The following is a 15,853-nucleotide window of genomic DNA, read 5'->3' as shown; positions in this document are numbered from 1 at the left end:
GTGCTGCAGGTAATAAAGCCAGGTGACGTGGCCGCGCAGCCAGGGCCAGGCCACCACCGCCAGCACAAGCGCGCCGGCGCCCGCCACCAGACTGGCGGCAAGCCTGGGCCATGGCGTCTGGAACGCCAGCAGCAATGTAGAGAGCCAAAGGGGCGCGACCGCGACGGCGATGTGCAGATCGATGGGGCCGACCCCCGTACTGGCCAGGTGGGCCGACACCGCCCACAGCAGCAGCAGCGCCACGGCCAGGGCGTTGCGCCAGCAGGTCATTGCGTTCGGTGGGCCGCGATGTGCTCGGTCAGCGCTTGCAGCGAGGCGAATATCTGCTGGTTGTTCTCGTTGTCCGACTTGAGCTGAAAGCCGAAGCGCTTGGAGACCACGAGCGCGATCTCCAGCATGTCGATGGAGTCCAGACCCAGGCCGTCGCCGTACAGCGGCGCCTGCGGGTCGATGTCCTGCGGCTGCACGTCCAGGTTCAGCGCCTCGACGATGAGGGCGGCAACTTCGGAGCGCAGGGTGTCAAGGGAAGTCGTGGTCATGCAAGAGCTCACTGAATGGATGCCTGGCGAAACGCGAGCACCGCGTTGCTGCCGCCGAAGGCAAAGGAGTTGGACAGGGCCGCGCGCACGCGCACGTCATGCCGCCCCTGCAGGATGTGGTCCACGCCCTCGCACGCAGGGTCGAGGCGGCCTTCGAGATGGGCCGTGGGCGGCAACGCCTGCTCGCGCACGCTCAGCACCGTGGCCAGTGCCTCAATCGCGCCCGCGGCGCCCATCAGGTGGCCGTGCATGGACTTGGTGGCGCTCACGGGCAGGCGTGCGGCGTGGCCGCCGAACACCTGCTGCAGCGCCTGGATCTCGATGGGATCGCCCTCGGGCGTGGCCGTGCCGTGGGCATTGACGTAGTCGACGTCTTCGGGCGCAAGGCCGCCTTCGGCCAGCGCCGCGCGAATGGCGCGCGCCTGCCCTCCGGCGTCGGGGCGCACCAGGTGGGTGTGGTCGCAGCTCACGCCATAGCCGACCATCTCGGCATGGATGGCCGCGCCGCGTGCTCTGGCGTGCTCCCAGTCTTCCAGGACCAGCGCCACGCCACCCTCGCCCAGCACCAGGCCGGCACGGTCAACGGCGAAGGGGCGGCAAGCCTGCGCGGCGGCATCGCCCACGTCGGGCGACATCAGGCGCATCGCCAGCCAGGCCTGTGCCACGCCATAGGTCTGCGTGGCGTCCGATCCGCCCGTCAGCATCACGCTGGCGTCGCCCGCGCGGATGCGCCGGTAGGCCTCGCCGATCGCGATGGCCGATGAAGCACAGGCGGCGGCATGGCTGGAGCTGATGCCCCCGAGGCCCAACTGAATGGAAATGTGCGCATTCACGGCATTGTTCATCCCCATCACGACCGACAGGGGTGACAGACGCTCGCGCCCCTTGAGCCAGATGTCTTTGCAGCCGCGCTCGAATGCCTGAATGCCGCCCAGCGCGGTGCCCCAGGTGCAGCCCCAGTCGCCGCGCGCCTCGCTCTCGCGAGGCTGGCGCGCAAGTCCCGCGTCTGCCCAGGCGTCGAAGGCGGCGGCCAGCCCCAAGTGGGCAAAGCGCTCCATCATCGCGGCCAGCGGGCCGCCCAGCGCGGCCCTTGCATCGAAGCTGCGGCAGGCCACGAACGGCATCGACAGCGGGCGCGGCACGTCGTCGGTGTGCAGGTGGCGCACCGCGGACTCCCCGCGCATCAGGCGCGAGAAGAAGTCCGGCAGGTTGCCGCCGTACGGGCTGACCAGTCCCAGGCCCGTGACGGCGACGCGGCGCGCCGTCATGCCTGCACGGGTTTTTGCGCGAGCAGCCGGTCGATGATGAGCTGCATGTCGGCCACCGTGACAGGTACCGCCTGGTCGTTGTCGATGGAGATGTCCAGGCGGTCTTCCGCTTCGAACATCAGCTCGGCCACCATCAGCGAATCCACGCCCAGATCGGCGAGCACGGAATCCCTCTGGACCTTCTCGGGCTCGACACCCAGGCGTTCCTGGAGAAATTTGCGAATCAGTTCGATCGAATCCATGGTGATGAAGGACGGAGGTGGACGGCGGCGGAAGTCTCGCCAAGACCCCTGCCCGAATCGGCTATTTTAACGACCGCTCCAACGGCTGCCCTGCCGCCACGGGCGACCGATATGATGCCGCCTGGCCGCCGGCCCCTTCCATGCACAGCGCCCCGTCACCCACTTCCCAACCGCGTTCCTGGCGCAGCCAGCTGGGGCCCCGCCTGACCTGCCTTTGGCCGCTGAAGGCAGTCGGCACCACGCTCTTCATCACGTTGTTCTTCCAGGCATATTTCTACGTGCTGCGCTACCCCGGCCACACCGTCTTGACGATGCCCACGACGTGGATCGACGACTGGGTGGGCTTCACCCCGCTGGCGTTCCCGGTGTATGCGTCGCTGTGGGTCTATGTGTCGCTGCCGCCAGCGCTGATCGGCAACCTGAGGGGCCTGCTGTGGCACGGCCTGTGGGCTGGGCTGATGTGCGCCGTGTGCCTGGCCGTGTTCTGGGTCTTTCCCACCAAGGTACCCGACAACGCGCTGGACTGGGCCAGCCACCCCGGCATGTCACTGCTCAAGAGCGTGGACACCGGCGGCAACGCCTTCCCCTCGCTGCATGTGGCGGCCGCCGTGTTCGCCGCCTTCTGGCTGCGGCGGATCTTCCTGGTCATGGGCGCGCCGCGCGGATGGACCATCGCCAGCGCCATGGCCTGCGGGGCCATCGCCTGGTCCACGCTGGCGACGCTGCAGCACGTGGCGCTGGACGCGATGGCCGGGGCGCTCGTGGGCTGGCTGTTCGCCTGGCTGTCGCTGCGGCGGCCGGGGGACGCACTGGACGCGCCGGCGGCCTACTGCCGGCACACCCGCACCACGTCCTCGCCATAGGCCTCCAGCTTCTTGGTGCCCATGCCGCTGATGCCCTGCAGGTCGGCCATGCTGGCCGGGTTGCGCTCGGCGATGGCCGCCAGCGTGGCGTCGTGGAAGATGACGTAGGCCGGCAGGTTGTGCTCGCGCGCCACCTCGGCGCGCCAGGCCTTGAGGTTGATGAAGCGCGCCTGGGCGTCCGGGTCCAGGTCGGCGGCGGCCACCGGCGGGGCGCCGGCGCGGCGCGTGCGCCGGGGCGCGGCCTGCGCCGTCGCCTCGCGCAGCAGCACCTGCTGCTCGCCGCGCAGCACGGGGCGCGAGCCGGCGGTCAGCACCAGCGTGTCGAAGCCGTGGCCGCTGCCCAGCACGACGCGCTGCACGCCCACCGCACCCAGCGCCAGCAGCTGGCGCAGCACGCCGCGCAGCTGCGCCTCGGAGTATTCACGCCCCAGCCCGAAGGTGGACAGCCGGTCGTGGCCGAACTGGGCGACCTTGTCGGTCGCCTTGCCACGCACCACGTCCAGCACGTGGCCGATGCCGAAGCTCACCTCGGGGCTGGCCTCGTGCAGGCGGTAGACGGTCGACAGCAGCTTTCTTGCCGCGTCCGTGCCGTCCCACACGGCCGGGGGCTGCAGGCAGTTGTCGCAGTTGCCGCAGGGCCCGGACTGCTCGCCGAAATAGGCCAGCAGCCGCTGGCGTCGGCAGCCCGTGGCCTCGGCCAGCGCCAGCAGGGCATCGAGCTTGCCGCGCAGCACGGTCTTGAACTCCTCGCCCGCCTCGCTCTCGTCGATCATGCGGCGCTGGTTCACCACGTCCTGCAGGCCATAGACCATCCAGGCATCGGCGGGCAGGCCGTCGCGCCCGGCGCGGCCGGTCTCCTGGTAGTAGCCCTCGATGTTTTTGGGCAGGTCCACGTGGGCGACGAAGCGCACGTCCGGCTTGTCGATGCCCATGCCGAAGGCGATGGTCGCCACCATGACGATGCCGTCCTCGCGCAGGAAGCGGTCCTGGTTCTGCTGGCGCACGTCCGCTGGCAGGCCGGCGTGGTAGGGCAGCGCGGCGACGCCCGCGTCCTGCAGCGCCAGCGCCATCTCCTCGACGCGCCGGCGCGACTGGCAATAGACCACGCCGGCGTCGCCCAGGTGCTCGCGCGTGATGAAGCGCAGCAGCTGCGCCAGCGGCTCCTTTTTCTCCTCCAGCCGGTAGCGGATGTTGGGCCGGTCGAAGCTGCTGATGAACAGACGCGCGTCGCCCAGCTGCAGGCCCTCGACGATGTCGGCGCGGGTCAGCTCGTCGGCGGTGGCGGTGAGCGCGATGCGCGGCACGCCGGGGTAGCGCTGGTGCAGCACGGCGAGCTGGCGGTACTCGGGGCGGAAGTCGTGCCCCCACTGGCTCACGCAGTGCGCCTCGTCGATGGCAAACAGCGCCAGCTGCCCGCGCGCGTGCAGGCCGTCGAGCAGGGCGAGAAAGCGCTCGGTGGTCACGCGCTCGGGCGCGGCGTACAGCAGCGTCAGTTCGCCGCGCGCGGCGCGCTGCTCGACCTCCAGCGTCTGCGGCCAGTCCAGCGTGGAGTTGAGGAAGGCCGCCTCCACGCCCGCCTCGTGCAGCGCGCCGACCTGGTCGTGCATCAGCGCGATCAGCGGCGAGACCACCACCGTGACGCCGCGGCCGGCGTCCCGCCGCACGATGGCCGGCACCTGGTAGCACAGGCTCTTGCCGCCGCCCGTGGGCATGAGCACGAGGGCGTCGCCGCCGTCGCACACGTGCTCGATGATGGGCTCCTGCGGGCCACGGAACTGCTCGTAGCCGAAGACGTCGTGCAGGACGGAATGCGCTGGAGACAAGGCGGTTTACTCTGTTTTTCGTAGCTGAATGCCGTTGACCGGCAACGGTTTCAGGCGCTTTTTATGGGAAAAATTAGGGCGCCGGGCGCGCCCGGGCCAGGGGGCTATTTTGCGCGCCGGGCGGCGTTTGCCGCGCCGAGGGGACATGCGCCGCGCCGCTTCCTACAATGCGCCTCCATGAGTCTGCCTGCCTACACCCGCGCCCGCGAGCTGCCCGCCATCCTGGAGCAGCGCATCGCCATCCTCGATGGCGCCATGGGCACCATGATCCAGCGCCTGCGGCTGACGGAGGAGCAGTTCCGCGGCGCGCGCTTTGCCGACTTCCCGCGCGACGTCAAGGGCAACAACGAGCTGCTGAGCCTCACGCGCCCGGACATCATCCAGGACATCCACGAAGGCTATCTGGCCGCCGGCGCCGACCTGGTGGAGACCAACACCTTCGGCGCCACGTCGATCGCCCAGGACGACTACGGCATGGGCGAGCTGGCCTACGAGATGAACCTGCAGAGCGCCCGCCTGGCGCGCGCCGCCTGCGACAAGTTCTCGACGCCCGACAAACCCCGCTTCGCCTGCGGCGCCCTGGGCCCCACCCCCAAGACCGCCAGCATCAGCCCCGACGTGAACGACCCCGGCGCGCGCAACGTCACCTTCGAGCAGCTGCGCGTGGCCTACCACGAACAGACGCGCGGCCTGATCGACGGCGGCGCCGACGTGCTGCTGGTGGAGACCATCTTCGACACGCTCAACGCCAAGGCCGCCCTGTTCGCCATCGACGAGGTGTTCGAGGAGACGGGCGAGTGCCTGCCCATCATGATCAGCGGCACGGTCACCGACGCCTCCGGGCGCATCCTGTCGGGCCAGACGGTGACCGCCTTCTGGCACAGCGTGCGCCACGCGCGGCCGCTGTCGGTGGGGCTGAACTGCGCCCTGGGCGCGGCCTTGATGCGGCCCTATGTGCAGGAGCTGGCGCGCGTGGCCGGCGACACCTTCATCAGCTGCTACCCCAACGCTGGCCTGCCCAACCCCATGAGCGACACCGGCTTCGACGAGACACCCGAGGTCACCAGCCGTCTGGTGCACGAGTTCGCCGCCGAGGGCCTGGTCAACATCGTGGGCGGCTGCTGCGGCACCACGCCGGACCACATCGGCGCCATCGCCCGGGCGGTGGCGCCGGTGGGCGCGCGGCGGCTCTTCCACGCCGAGCCGGCCTGAGCCGCCAGCCAGGGGGCCTGTTCATGGACCTTTTCACGGATACTGAGAAAGACCATGTCGAACCTACAGCTCGCCCCCGGCACGACGGCCCTGGTCGTTGACGGCAACGTCACGACGCGCAACCTGCTGTCGGCGCAGCTGCGCGACTACGGCATCAGCCGCGTGGTGCAGTGCAGCAAGGTGCAGGAGGCGCGCGCGCGCATGGAGACGGGCAGCTTCGACTACGTCCTGTGCGACCAGTATTTCAACGACAAGAGCGCCACCGGCCAGACGCTGCTCGACGACCTGCGCCGCGCGCAGCTGCTGCCCTTCACGACCGTGTTCTTCATGGTCACCACCGAGGCCTCCTACGCCGCGGTGGCCGAGGCGGCCGAATCGGCGCTGGATGGCTACCTGCTCAAGCCCTTCACCACCCAGTCGCTGCACGAGCGGCTGCGCACGGCGCGCCTGCGCAAGCTCTACCTCAAGCCCATCTTCGAGGCCATCGAGCGCCAGGACCTGGAGGCCGCCTGCGCCCTGTGCGTGGAGCAGTTCAAGGAAAGGCGCCCCTACTGGCTCTATGCCGCGCGCATCGGCTCGGAGCTGCTCTTGCGCCTGGGTCAGCACGAGGACGCCAAGATGCTGTTCCAGGCCATCCTGGAGGCCAAGGCCATCCCCTGGGCGCGGCTGGGCATCGCGCGCACGCAGATGGAGTCGGGCACCGCCGGCAAGTCCATTCTGACGCTCAACGAGATTCTGAGCGAGGACCCGAGCTACGCCGACGCCTACGACGTGCTGGGCCGGGCCTATGTCGAGGCGGGCCAGTTCGGCAAGGCGATCGAGACCTACCGCGCCGCCTGCGGCATCACCCCCGACTCGGTGCTGCGGCTGCAAAAGCTCGGCATGCTGTCGTACTACACGGGCGAGGACGACACGGCCCTGCAGAGCCTGCTGCGCGCCGTGGTGCTGAGCCTGCACTCCAAGCTGTTCGACTACCAGACCCTGGTGCTGCTCGGTTTCCTGCATTTCAAGGCGCGCGACGACAAGGGGCTGGACCGCTGCGTGAGCGACTTCACCGACATCGCCGAGAAATACCCCGAGAGCCGGCGCATCCAGCGCTTTCCCGTCACCGTGCAGACGCTGCAGCACATCCGCAAGGGCCAGGTCGGACGCGCCGTCGATGCCGTGCGCAGGCTGGCCCGCGAGATCCACGAGCCCGGCTTCGACATGGAGGCGGCGTGCAACTTCTGCGGCCTGCTGTCGGCCCTGTCCAGCACTTCCATCGTGCTGAGCGAGGGCGACGAATGGATCGAGGCCATCGGCATGCGCTTTGCGGTCACGCGCGGCGTGAGCGAGCTGCTGGCCAGCGCCTGCCGCGGCAGCGCGCCCTACGCCGAGCTGATGCGGCGCAGCCTGCAGTCTATCAACCAGCTGGCCGAACACGCCATGGCGCGCAGCCTCGGGGGTGAGCCGCTCCAGGCCATCACCGGCCTGCTGGCCGCCGGCCGCAAGACCCTGAACGCCAAGCTGATCGACTTGGCCCAGCAGCTGCTGGCGCGCCGGCGCGAGCAGCTGGAGGACGCCGACCAGCTGCAGACGGAGATTCACGTCCTGCGCATGCTCTGCGGCAACGCCCGCGCCAGCGGCCGCATCACCCTGGGCCGCGAGGACAACCGCCAGCCCGGCGGCATGGTGCTGCCCACGGCCATCGTGGTGGGCGAGGGCCGGCAGGTGGCGGCGTAAGCGCCTGCTCGCGGTCTTTTCACCCGGCCCGCAAGGCAGCAGGCAGTGGCTTGCGAGGTGCCCGCCCGGGTCACCCGCTCAGGCCGCCAAAAAGCAGGCCACTGAGGCTCCGACCGGGGCACGCGCCGCCCGGGACGGATGGGGGATGCCCAGGGCCAGCGCTGGTGGCGTGGTCGCCAGGGGCCAGATTTCCGTGCCCTGCGGCGTGGTGGCGTGCGGGCCCGGGCCGAACAGGGCGCGCGGCAGGTGGTGCCACAGGCGCCAGGAACACACCAGCACATGCGTGGGCGCAAGTGCCTCGACCACGGCCCGCAAAGCCGTCTCATCCCGCTCGAAGTCGTCGGCCGTCGGCGCAACGCCAGGACCGTCCGCGACCGAGCGCTGCACGTAGTTGTAGAAGGCCAGGCCCTGCCAGAACGCCTGCCGGTCCACCCGCCAGTGGTCCATGCCGGACACCAGCTGGGTCAGCATGGTGAAGAACCGGTGGTTCCACTCCCTGCGGGCATGCTCTTCGATGCAGCTGCGGGTCAGCTGCGGCGTCTGCCCCGCCGCATCGCTGTAGTGGCTCTCGCCCAGGATGAGCAGGCGCGGCCCGGCGCTGGCTGCGTAAGCCGCTCCCACCCAGGGCAGGAAAAACACCCCCCGTTCATGCAGTCGCTGGTCCATGAAGATCGTCCTTTCAGGAGAGGCAAAAAAAACAGCCGTGCTTAGCGCAGACGGCATCAGGAGCGGGGGCCGACTGCGGCCCGTCGTATCTCGCGCACGTCGTCACCGAACCCGCGCAGCCACCACTGCAGCATGGCGCTGTCGACCACGGTGGCGCTCACCTGCAGCCAGCCGTCCCCGCCCTCGCTCAGCGTCTGGTCGTGCGACAGCGGGGTTTCGCGCAGGTGCTGCCCGGCGACGGGCTCGATGGCAAAGGACAGGCGCACCCGCGCGCCCTCGCCGAAGCCGAAGCGCCCGTCGTCGTCGTAGCGTTGCAGGTCGAAGTCGGACGGTCGCTCGAAACCGAGCGTGGAGACCTCGGCCGAGAGAATGCGATGCAGCGCCAGGCTGCGCTCGTTGTCGAAGCCGCGAAAGCGGCACACCAGGTACAGGCGCGGGCCCTGTTGCGCCAGGCCCAGCGGCATGACGTCGATGCGCCGATGCCGGCCCTCGGCGTTGCGGTAGTCCAGGTGCAGCCAGCGGTTGGCATAGAGTGCCTCGCTCACCTGTTCGAGCACGCCGGCGCGGATGCGCGGGGGCAGCAGGGGCTGACTGGTGGCCACCACGCGCACCTTGGCGGGCCACTGGCGCAGCAGCCGCGCCTGCTCATCCCCTGCGGGACCGGCCAGGTTGCGCCGCGCCTGCATGAAGAAGCCGTCCAGCGACTGCAGCAGGTGCGCGGGTAGCAGGTTCCTCAGATGTTCCTCGGCCAGCTGCAGCAGCAGGGACTGCTGCGCCGTGAGGTGGGGCACGGCCAGGCTCTGGGCGCGCTCCAGCCAGCGGTAGCCATAGGGTTTGCTGCGGTCGTCGCGTTCGATCTCAAAGTGGCTGCTGAGCACGTCGAGCTGGCGCTGGATGGTGCGCAGGTCACGCTCGAAACCAGCGTCCCTGAGCTGGGCGTGCAGCTCGCCTGCCGTCACCTTGCGCCCGCGCGGAATGCGGCGCAGCAACTCTACGGCCAGCAGCACGGCCTGGAGGGTCTCCGGGCGGCGCGCCACGTCACACGCCCGGGGCCCACGGGGGCGAGGCCGAGGCAAGACAGGGACTTTTATATTTTTTCATAGCAATAAATCATTGACCAACAAGGATTTTGCTCGAAAAACACCCCTGCCCCGAGCCGCCTTCGGGCGGCCGGCCCGGGCCTCACAGGAAACCCATCCCCGTGCGCATCCCATCCTCCTTGAGGGCGCACTCGGCCTGCAGCAGCGCCACCAGCACGTCGGCACTGCCCAGCGGGCGAAAGGAGTGCTGGCGCACTACGGCGGCAAAGTCGCCCGGGGCCAGCGTGCCCAGACGGGCGAGCTGTGGGCGCAGCCGTTCAGGCAGCGGCAAGGCCAGCCGCGCGCAGTGGTGCTGCAGCAGCGCCCAGGCCTGGTCGGGCCGCAGCCAGTCGAATTTCACCTTCAGGTCGAAGCGCCGCAGCGCGGCCGTGTCCAGCCCCCGCATCAGGTTGGTGGAGGCAACGAACAGGCCTTCGAAGGCCTCCATCTGCGTGAGCATTTCATTGACCTGGGCCACCTCCCAGCTGCGCTGTGCTGCTCGGCGGTCCTGCAGAAAGCTGTCCACCTCGTCGATCAGCAGCAGCGCGCCTTCCTGCGCGGCTTCGGTAAACGCCCGGGCGATGGCCTTTTCGCTGTCGCCCACGTATTTGTGCATCAATTCGGACGCGCGCCTGGCGTGCAGGGGGCGGTCCAGAGCATGCGCCAGCCAGCGCGCGTAGGCAGTCTTTCCGGTGCCGGGCGGGCCATACAGGCACAGCCGCGCACTGGCGGCGCTCGCCAGGCCCTGGGCGAGCTGCGCCAGGTCCGTGTCGGCGCATACGAAGGCCAAATCATGGTGCGCGCCCCCCTGCGATGCAGGGCAGGTCGCCAGAGCGGCATGGCCCTGGGCGCGCAGCGTGCCGTTCACCAGGCCCTCCAGGGCATGGGCGCGCTGCGCCGGGGTCAGACCAGCGGCGACGGCCTGCACCACGCTGCTGGCGCGGGCGATGACGGCAGGCGCAAGATGTTCCGATGCAGCCAGGCGCGCCTGGGCAGCCGTGTCCAGCAGGCCGGCACAGTGCGCGCGCACGATGCGCTCGCGCTGGCTGCGCGGCGGCACGGGCAGTTCGAGCACCATGTCAAAGCGCCGGACATGGGCTGCATCCACACCGCCGGTGCTGTTGGACACCCACAGCGTGGGCACCGGGTTGCCTTCCAGCATGCGGTTGAGCCACGCCTTGGGTGGGCGACCGTCGTTGCCATTGCGGCGTGCCAGCCAGCCCGGTTCTTCGCCGCTGAAGATGTCTTCGACCTCGTCAAAGAGCAGCAGCGCGCCACGCTGGCCCAGGACGCTCTGCGCCATGCGATAGGCGCGCAGGCGGCGGTGGCCGCGGATGGGCTCGCCGTCGGTGTCCTCGCTGGCCACTTCAAACAACTCGGCGCCCAGCTCGCGGGCCAATGCCCGGGCCAGCTGGCTTTTTCCGGTGCCCGGCGCTCCATGCAGATAGAAGTTCACGCCCGGGCGCCGCTCTGCCAGCGCGCGGCGCAGGTAGGGCACGAGCACGGCCAGCAAAGCGTGCAGGTGGGCATAGTCCTGCAGCTCCAGCTGCCCGGGCCCGGCAGGCGCGACCGTGCCACGCAGCAGGCCAACCGGGTCGCCCTCCTCGCCCTGCGCCAGGTCCGCGAAAGTGCTGGACGGCAGATCCAGCCTGGCCCGCAGCCGGGCACTGCCCTGCCGGTCCAGGAAGAGCAGGCCCGAGCGCACGAGCGCCGCCTGCGGCGCGAGCGCTGCACGCACCTGCCCGGGCGGGAGCGCCAGCAACGTGGCCAGCACCTGGTCCAGGCGCTTCATGGACAGCGCGCCCAGCAGGTCGCACGCACTCTCCAGCACCTGCTCGCCGTGCAGCAGCACGACAAACTCCAGGATGCGGCGGGACGGTGCATCCAGGCCGACCAGTTGCCCCAGACGCCGGACGTTGCCCCGCAGGCCGCCGGGCAGCTGGGCGCCGCGCAGTTCGAGTTCGGCGCGCTGGTGGGCTTGCCCCAGCGCCTCGAACACCCGCTCGCGCTGATACCGCCGCCCGCCGGGTTCCGCCCAGGCCCTCAGACCTGCCGCGCGTGCCAGGTCGGCATCGCGAAAGCCGTCACTGTGCAGCAGTTCGCGTGCCCCTCCCAGGGGCACCAGCAGGCGCAACAGCCATAGCCGCACGATCGGTTCGAGGATGCCCGGGGCCGCCGGGCTGCACCAGGGCGGGGGCGAGGCGGATGAATGACGCAGTGGCTGGCTCATGCTGGTGGGGTCCTTGCGTTGGAATGGCCCCATGGTCATCCGTGTTGCGACATGATGTGTCGCAGGCCATGGCCGCGCAGACAGGGTCGTGGTGACGCTGCCGCCCGGGTTTGCGTATCAACCCGAACACCTGGCCCGGCCATCGTGTCTAGACTCCCTGCATCACACCTACCCCCAGGAGACGCGCCCATGGACTGGCACACCCACGAGGTCTTCAACCAGTATTCCGAGCTGACCGACTACGACCTGCTCGCCGCCGACCCGGCCCTGCGTGAGGCGCTGCAGCGCGGCGACGCCGGCTGGGCCGAGGAGGGGCTGGGGCGCTATGCGCGGCAGCTGGGCCAGGCCGAGACCTTTCAGCTGGCGCAGGACGCCAACCGCCACACGCCCGAGCTGCACAGCTTCGACAACCGGGGCCGGCGCATCGACTTCGTCGAGTTTCACCCCGCCTGGCACCGGCTCATGGCGATGTACCGCGCTGAGGGCCTGATCTCCCTGCCCTTCAGGGACCAGCGTGCCGGCCGCTGGAGCGCCTGGGCGGCGGGCTTTTACCTGCACAGCCAGGTCGAGCAGGGCACCATGTGCCCGGCGACCATGACGCAGGCCAGCATCCCCCTGCTGCAAAAGGAAAACGCCCTGTGGCAGCAGCTGGGCGCCAAGCTCTACAGCGACGCCTACGACCCGCGCGACGTGCCAGCGGCGGACAAGCAGAGCATCTGGGTCGGCATGGGCATGACGGAAAAGCAGGGCGGCTCGGACGTGCGCGCCAACACCACCGTGGCCACGCCAGTGGGCAGCGGCGGGCGCGGCGGCGAATACCTGCTGCGCGGGCACAAATGGTTCTTCTCGGCGCCCATGTGCGACGCCCACCTGGTGGTGGCGCGCACCGGCGAGGGCGGGCCGTTCGCCTGCTTCTACGTGCCGCGCTGGCGCCCCGACGGCAGCAAGAACGCGGTCAACGTGCAACGCCTCAAAGACAAGGTCGGCAACCGCAGCAATTCCAGCAGCGAAGTCGAGTTCCAGGACGCCTGGGGTGTGCTGATGGGCGAGGAGGGCCGCGGCATCCCGACCATCATCGAGATGGCAACCTACACCCGCCTCAACTGCGTGGCCGGCAGCGCCGCCATCCTGCGCCAGGCCACGGTGCAGGCCATCCACTACGCACGCCAGCGCCAGGCGTTTGGCAGGCGCCTGGCCGAGCAGCCGCTGATGCGCACCGTGCTGGCCGACCTGGCGCTGGAGAGCGAGGCCGCCCTGGCCCTGCTGATGCGCCTGGCGCGCGCCTTCGAGAACGACAGCGTCCCGGCCGAGCGCGCCTGGAGCCGCATGATGACGCCGGCGGCCAAGTTCTGGGTCTGCAAGCGCGGCGTGGAACTGACCGGCGAGGCCATGGAGGTGCTGGGCGGCAACGGCTATGTGCTGGACGGCATCCAGGGGCGGCTGTTTCTGGAGGCGCCGGTCAACTCCATCTGGGAGGGCTCGGGCAACGTGATGTGCCTGGACGTGCTGCGGGCGTTCGCGCGCGAGCCCGAGGCGGCGCAGGCGTTGCTGGCCGAGTTGGCCCCGGTGGCCCAGGGCGAGCCGCGCATCGCCGCTGCGCTGCGCCAGCTGGTGGTGCTGCTGCAGCTGCCACCGGCCGAACTGGAGCCCCTGGGCCGCATTCTGGCCCAGCAGCTGGTGCTGGTGGCCCAGGCCTGCCTGCTGCGCCAGCACGCCCCGGCCGCCGTGGCCGACGCGTTCATCGCCACCCGGCTGGGCGATGCCGGCACGGGCGGGCGCGTGGTGGGCGCCATCGACACGCGCGGCCTGGACGTGGCGGCCATTCTCGAGCGGGCGCTGCCGGCCTGAAGATCGGCCCAGCGGCACGGCGAGCCCGACCGGGGGCGGCCGGTCAGCGCAGCCGCGTGCGCGCCAGGCGCCTGGAGTTCGCCACCGCCTTCCTGTGCACCGGCGCCAGGCCCTTGGCGGCCGTGCGCTGCAGCCCGGCGAGCAGGCGCTCGTTGGCGCCCAGCGCGCCGCCCCAGACACTGCCCCAGGGCTGGGCCGCTGCCCCCAGCCAGTGCAGCCACCACTGCTGCTGCACCCGGGTGCCCTCGGTCCACATGGCCATCCACGACTGGGTGAAGGCGAGCTGTTTTTCCTGGACCATACCGAGGAACTCGGCTTGGTCGCGCCTGGAGTAGATCGGCCCATTCAGGGCCATGCGCGCCGTGCGGTGCGCCACCACCTGGGGTGTGGCGATGCACAGTTCGCCCCACTTGCGGGCAGTGGCGGCAGCGGCGGCGCGGTTCTTGCGGTTCATGGAAAAGGCCTGTCTTGTGGTGTACCCCTTTCAGCCCGCTGCGCGCGGGCCGAAGGGAGTCGGGCAGCCATGCTAGGGCAGATCCTGGCGGTGAGCGTGCGGGGGTTCTTTCCCCGCGCCTGTGGGCCGATGCCGCGGGCGGCCCGAGGGCGGCAGGCCGGTCCGGCTGCGCGAGAATGCGCGCATGCTGACCTTGCAAGACATCGAAGCGGCTGCCGAGCGCCTGCGCGGCCAGGTGCTGCACACCCCCTGCGTGGAATCGCGCACCCTCTCGCAGATCGTGGGCGCGCAGGTCTTCCTGAAATTCGAGAACCTGCAGTTCACTGCGTCCTTCAAGGAGCGCGGAGCCTGCAACCGGCTGGCGCTGCTGACCGCGGAGGAGCGCGCGCACGGCGTGGTCACCATGAGCGCGGGCAACCACGCCCAGGGCGTGGCCTACCACGCGCAGCGTCTGGGCCTGCGCGCGGTCATCGTCATGCCGCGCTTCACGCCGGGAGTGAAGGTCGAGCGCACGCGCGGCTTCGGCGCCGAGATCGTGCTGTACGGCGACACGCTGGAGGAAGCGCGCGCCCATGCCTACCAGCTGGCCGGGCAGCGCCAGCTCACCTTCGTGCACCCCTATGACGACGTGGCCGTGGCCGCGGGCCAGGGCACGGTGGCGCTGGAGATGCTGGCCGAGCAGCCCGACCTGGAGGCGCTGGTGGTTTCGGTGGGCGGGGGCGGGCTGCTGGCCGGCATGGCGCTGGCGGCGCGCAGCCTCAAGCCAGGCCTGGAGATCGTCGGCGTGCAGGCGGCGCGCTTCCCGGCCATGGTCAACGCCGTCCAGGGCACGCAGCACGCCCAGGGCAGCTCGACCATCGCCGAGGGCATTGCCGTGGGCCAGCCCGGCGCCATCACCCGGGCCGTCATCGCCGAGCAGGTGGACGATCTGCTGCTGGTCGAGGAGGGCGACATCGAGCAGGCCGTGCTGATGCTGTTGGAGATCGAGAAAACCCTGGTCGAGGGCGCGGGCGCGGCGGGCCTGGCGGCGCTGATCCGCCACGGCGAGCGCTTTCAGGGCAAGAAGGTGGGGCTGGTGCTGTCGGGCGGCAACATCGACCCGCTGCTGCTGGCGGCCATCATCGAGCGCGGCATGGTGCGCTCGGGCAGGCTGGCGCGGGTGCGCGTGAGTGCACGCGACGTGCCGGGCATGCTGGCACGCATCACGGCCATCGTCGCCGAGGCCGGCGCCAACGTCGAGGAGGTGCACCACCAGCGCGCCTTCACCATGCTGGCGGCGCAGAACGTGGAGATCGAGCTGGTGCTGCAGACGCGCGGGCCCGAGCACATCGAGCAGGTGTTGGCCGAGCTGCGGCGCACACAGATGCAGGCCGAGCTGCGCTGAATGGGCTCGGCCCACGCGCCGGCTGCACGAAGGTTGGCTGCTGGGTACACTGGGCCGCGCAGCCGCGTTTCTTTTGTTTCTTTCCTTCAGAACAGCCGCCCAGGAGACGAGCCATGACCCATGACCTGCCTGCCCAGCCCGCCAGCCCCGGCGCCGACCTGCCACCCGTCGATGCCGTGGAGGCCGCCGTGCCCTACATCCCTGTCGTCGTGCCGGCCGTGGGCGCGGCGATGATCTTCCTGCTGGCCTTCATCGCCGTGTACATGGCCTGAGAGGCTGTCCGCCCAAACTGGAGCCCCGCCTGGCGGGGCTTTTTTCATGGCCGGCCTCCCAAAGATTCACATAAAGTCATGCGCAGTTTGCATAGTTTTGCCCGGTGTCCGACAGACAAAGGTCGGGGGGCTTCCTAAAATCCGCGTCTCCAGCTGGCCGCCGCGCGCGCCCGCCCCGGGCCCCGGTCTTCTCCTGCGCGCACCGAGCCGTTTTCTCAAAGGCAGCGCAGCCGCTTTCCTGCACAGCGGCG

At 70.2% G+C, this 15,853-nt stretch carries 14 protein-coding genes and 1 pseudogene; 6 read left to right on the top strand and 9 right to left on the bottom strand.

What is annotated here, in order from left to right; genetic code table 11:
- The 4 genes and pseudogenes from RT051_RS04390 to RT051_RS04375 all read right to left on the bottom strand — a co-directional run.
- Positions 1–270 (bottom strand): annotated as a pseudogene (locus RT051_RS04390) (hypothetical protein); the annotation flags it as partial.
- Positions 267–539, bottom strand: coding sequence for a phosphopantetheine-binding protein (locus RT051_RS04385; protein ID WP_313072428.1), 273 nt, complete (start codon positions 537–539; stop codon positions 267–269). The pseudogene RT051_RS04390 and the gene RT051_RS04385, both read right to left, overlap by 4 nt.
- An 8-nt stretch (positions 540–547) precedes the next feature.
- On the bottom strand, positions 548–1,807 hold the full coding sequence (locus tag RT051_RS04380) for a beta-ketoacyl-[acyl-carrier-protein] synthase family protein (RefSeq protein ID WP_313072427.1): 1,260 nt from the start codon (positions 1,805–1,807) through the stop codon (positions 548–550).
- Complete coding sequence (locus RT051_RS04375; RefSeq protein ID WP_313072425.1) at positions 1,804–2,049, bottom strand: acyl carrier protein; 246 nt, start codon at positions 2,047–2,049, stop codon at positions 1,804–1,806. The genes RT051_RS04380 and RT051_RS04375 overlap by 4 nt, the downstream gene beginning before the upstream one ends.
- A gap of 311 nt (positions 2,050–2,360) precedes the next feature.
- Here RT051_RS04375 and RT051_RS04370 point away from each other — a divergent pair, with 311 nt between their 5' ends.
- Complete coding sequence (locus RT051_RS04370) at positions 2,361–2,912, top strand: phosphatase PAP2 family protein (protein ID WP_313072422.1); 552 nt, start codon at positions 2,361–2,363, stop codon at positions 2,910–2,912.
- Here RT051_RS04370 and recQ read toward each other — a convergent pair.
- Entirely contained in the window at positions 2,876–4,735 is a 1,860-nt protein-coding gene (gene recQ, locus RT051_RS04365) for a DNA helicase RecQ (RefSeq protein ID WP_313072420.1), read from the bottom strand. The genes RT051_RS04370 and recQ overlap by 37 nt on opposite strands.
- A 177-nt stretch (positions 4,736–4,912) precedes the next feature.
- On the opposite strand from recQ, the gene RT051_RS04360 reads away from it, so the two are divergent.
- Together RT051_RS04360 and RT051_RS04355 are read left to right on the top strand one after the other, a co-directional pair.
- On the top strand, positions 4,913–5,947 hold the full coding sequence (locus RT051_RS04360; RefSeq protein WP_313072417.1) for a homocysteine S-methyltransferase family protein: 1,035 nt from the start codon (positions 4,913–4,915) through the stop codon (positions 5,945–5,947).
- A 54-nt stretch (positions 5,948–6,001) separates the two neighbouring features.
- Entirely contained in the window at positions 6,002–7,669 is a 1,668-nt protein-coding gene (locus tag RT051_RS04355) for a response regulator (protein WP_313072414.1), read from the top strand.
- Positions 7,670–7,747: 78 nt separating this feature from the next.
- Here RT051_RS04355 and RT051_RS04350 read toward each other — a convergent pair whose 3' ends face one another.
- From RT051_RS04350 to RT051_RS04340, 3 genes are all read right to left on the bottom strand, one after another.
- A complete protein-coding gene (locus RT051_RS04350) occupies positions 7,748–8,335 on the bottom strand; it encodes a hypothetical protein (protein WP_313072411.1) in 588 nt (195 codons plus the stop codon).
- Between the two features lie 56 nt (positions 8,336–8,391).
- On the bottom strand, positions 8,392–9,372 hold the full coding sequence (locus RT051_RS04345; RefSeq protein WP_313072408.1) for a WYL domain-containing protein: 981 nt from the start codon (positions 9,370–9,372) through the stop codon (positions 8,392–8,394).
- A 145-nt stretch (positions 9,373–9,517) separates the two neighbouring features.
- Complete coding sequence (locus RT051_RS04340; protein ID WP_313072404.1) at positions 9,518–11,644, bottom strand: ATP-binding protein; 2,127 nt, start codon at positions 11,642–11,644, stop codon at positions 9,518–9,520.
- Positions 11,645–11,833: 189 nt separating this feature from the next.
- Here RT051_RS04340 and RT051_RS04335 point away from each other — a divergent pair, with 189 nt between their 5' ends.
- Positions 11,834–13,492, top strand: coding sequence for an isovaleryl-CoA dehydrogenase (locus tag RT051_RS04335; RefSeq protein ID WP_313072401.1), 1,659 nt, complete (start codon positions 11,834–11,836; stop codon positions 13,490–13,492).
- A gap of 43 nt (positions 13,493–13,535) precedes the next feature.
- On the opposite strand, the gene RT051_RS04330 is transcribed toward RT051_RS04335, so the two are convergent.
- Positions 13,536–13,946, bottom strand: a complete 411-nt coding sequence (locus RT051_RS04330) for a polyhydroxyalkanoate granule-associated phasin (RefSeq protein WP_313072397.1) — start codon at positions 13,944–13,946, stop codon at positions 13,536–13,538.
- Between the two features lie 184 nt (positions 13,947–14,130).
- Between RT051_RS04330 and RT051_RS04325 the strand changes: the two genes are divergently transcribed.
- On the top strand, positions 14,131–15,330 hold the full coding sequence (locus RT051_RS04325; RefSeq protein ID WP_313072394.1) for a threonine ammonia-lyase: 1,200 nt from the start codon (positions 14,131–14,133) through the stop codon (positions 15,328–15,330).
- A 113-nt stretch (positions 15,331–15,443) separates the two neighbouring features.
- On the top strand, positions 15,444–15,602 hold the full coding sequence (locus RT051_RS04320) for a hypothetical protein (protein ID WP_313072390.1): 159 nt from the start codon (positions 15,444–15,446) through the stop codon (positions 15,600–15,602).
- The last annotated feature ends 251 nt before the right edge of the window (positions 15,603–15,853 follow it).

Origin of the sequence: Melaminivora sp. (assembly GCF_032059615.1) — a bacterium.
Lineage (GTDB): Bacteria > Pseudomonadota > Gammaproteobacteria > Burkholderiales > Burkholderiaceae_C > Melaminivora.
The sequence above is the reverse complement of the archived record's forward strand: the minus strand, read 5'-3'. Positions and strand labels throughout refer to the sequence as shown.

Coding starts and splice junctions, on each gene's coding strand:
- RT051_RS04385 (WP_313072428.1), bottom strand. CDS start 539: ATGACCACGACTTCCCTTGACACCCTGCGCTCCGAAGTTGCCGCCCTC.
- RT051_RS04380 (WP_313072427.1), bottom strand. CDS start 1,807: ATGACGGCGCGCCGCGTCGCCGTCACGGGCCTGGGACTGGTCAGCCCG.
- RT051_RS04375 (WP_313072425.1), bottom strand. CDS start 2,049: ATGGATTCGATCGAACTGATTCGCAAATTTCTCCAGGAACGCCTGGGT.
- RT051_RS04370 (WP_313072422.1), top strand. CDS start 2,361: ATGCCCACGACGTGGATCGACGACTGGGTGGGCTTCACCCCGCTGGCG.
- RT051_RS04360 (WP_313072417.1), top strand. CDS start 4,913: ATGAGTCTGCCTGCCTACACCCGCGCCCGCGAGCTGCCCGCCATCCTG.
- RT051_RS04355 (WP_313072414.1), top strand. CDS start 6,002: ATGTCGAACCTACAGCTCGCCCCCGGCACGACGGCCCTGGTCGTTGAC.
- RT051_RS04350 (WP_313072411.1), bottom strand. CDS start 8,335: ATGGACCAGCGACTGCATGAACGGGGGGTGTTTTTCCTGCCCTGGGTG.
- RT051_RS04340 (WP_313072404.1), bottom strand. CDS start 11,644: ATGAGCCAGCCACTGCGTCATTCATCCGCCTCGCCCCCGCCCTGGTGC.
- RT051_RS04335 (WP_313072401.1), top strand. CDS start 11,834: ATGGACTGGCACACCCACGAGGTCTTCAACCAGTATTCCGAGCTGACC.
- RT051_RS04330 (WP_313072397.1), bottom strand. CDS start 13,946: ATGAACCGCAAGAACCGCGCCGCCGCTGCCGCCACTGCCCGCAAGTGG.
- RT051_RS04325 (WP_313072394.1), top strand. CDS start 14,131: ATGCTGACCTTGCAAGACATCGAAGCGGCTGCCGAGCGCCTGCGCGGC.
- RT051_RS04320 (WP_313072390.1), top strand. CDS start 15,444: ATGACCCATGACCTGCCTGCCCAGCCCGCCAGCCCCGGCGCCGACCTG.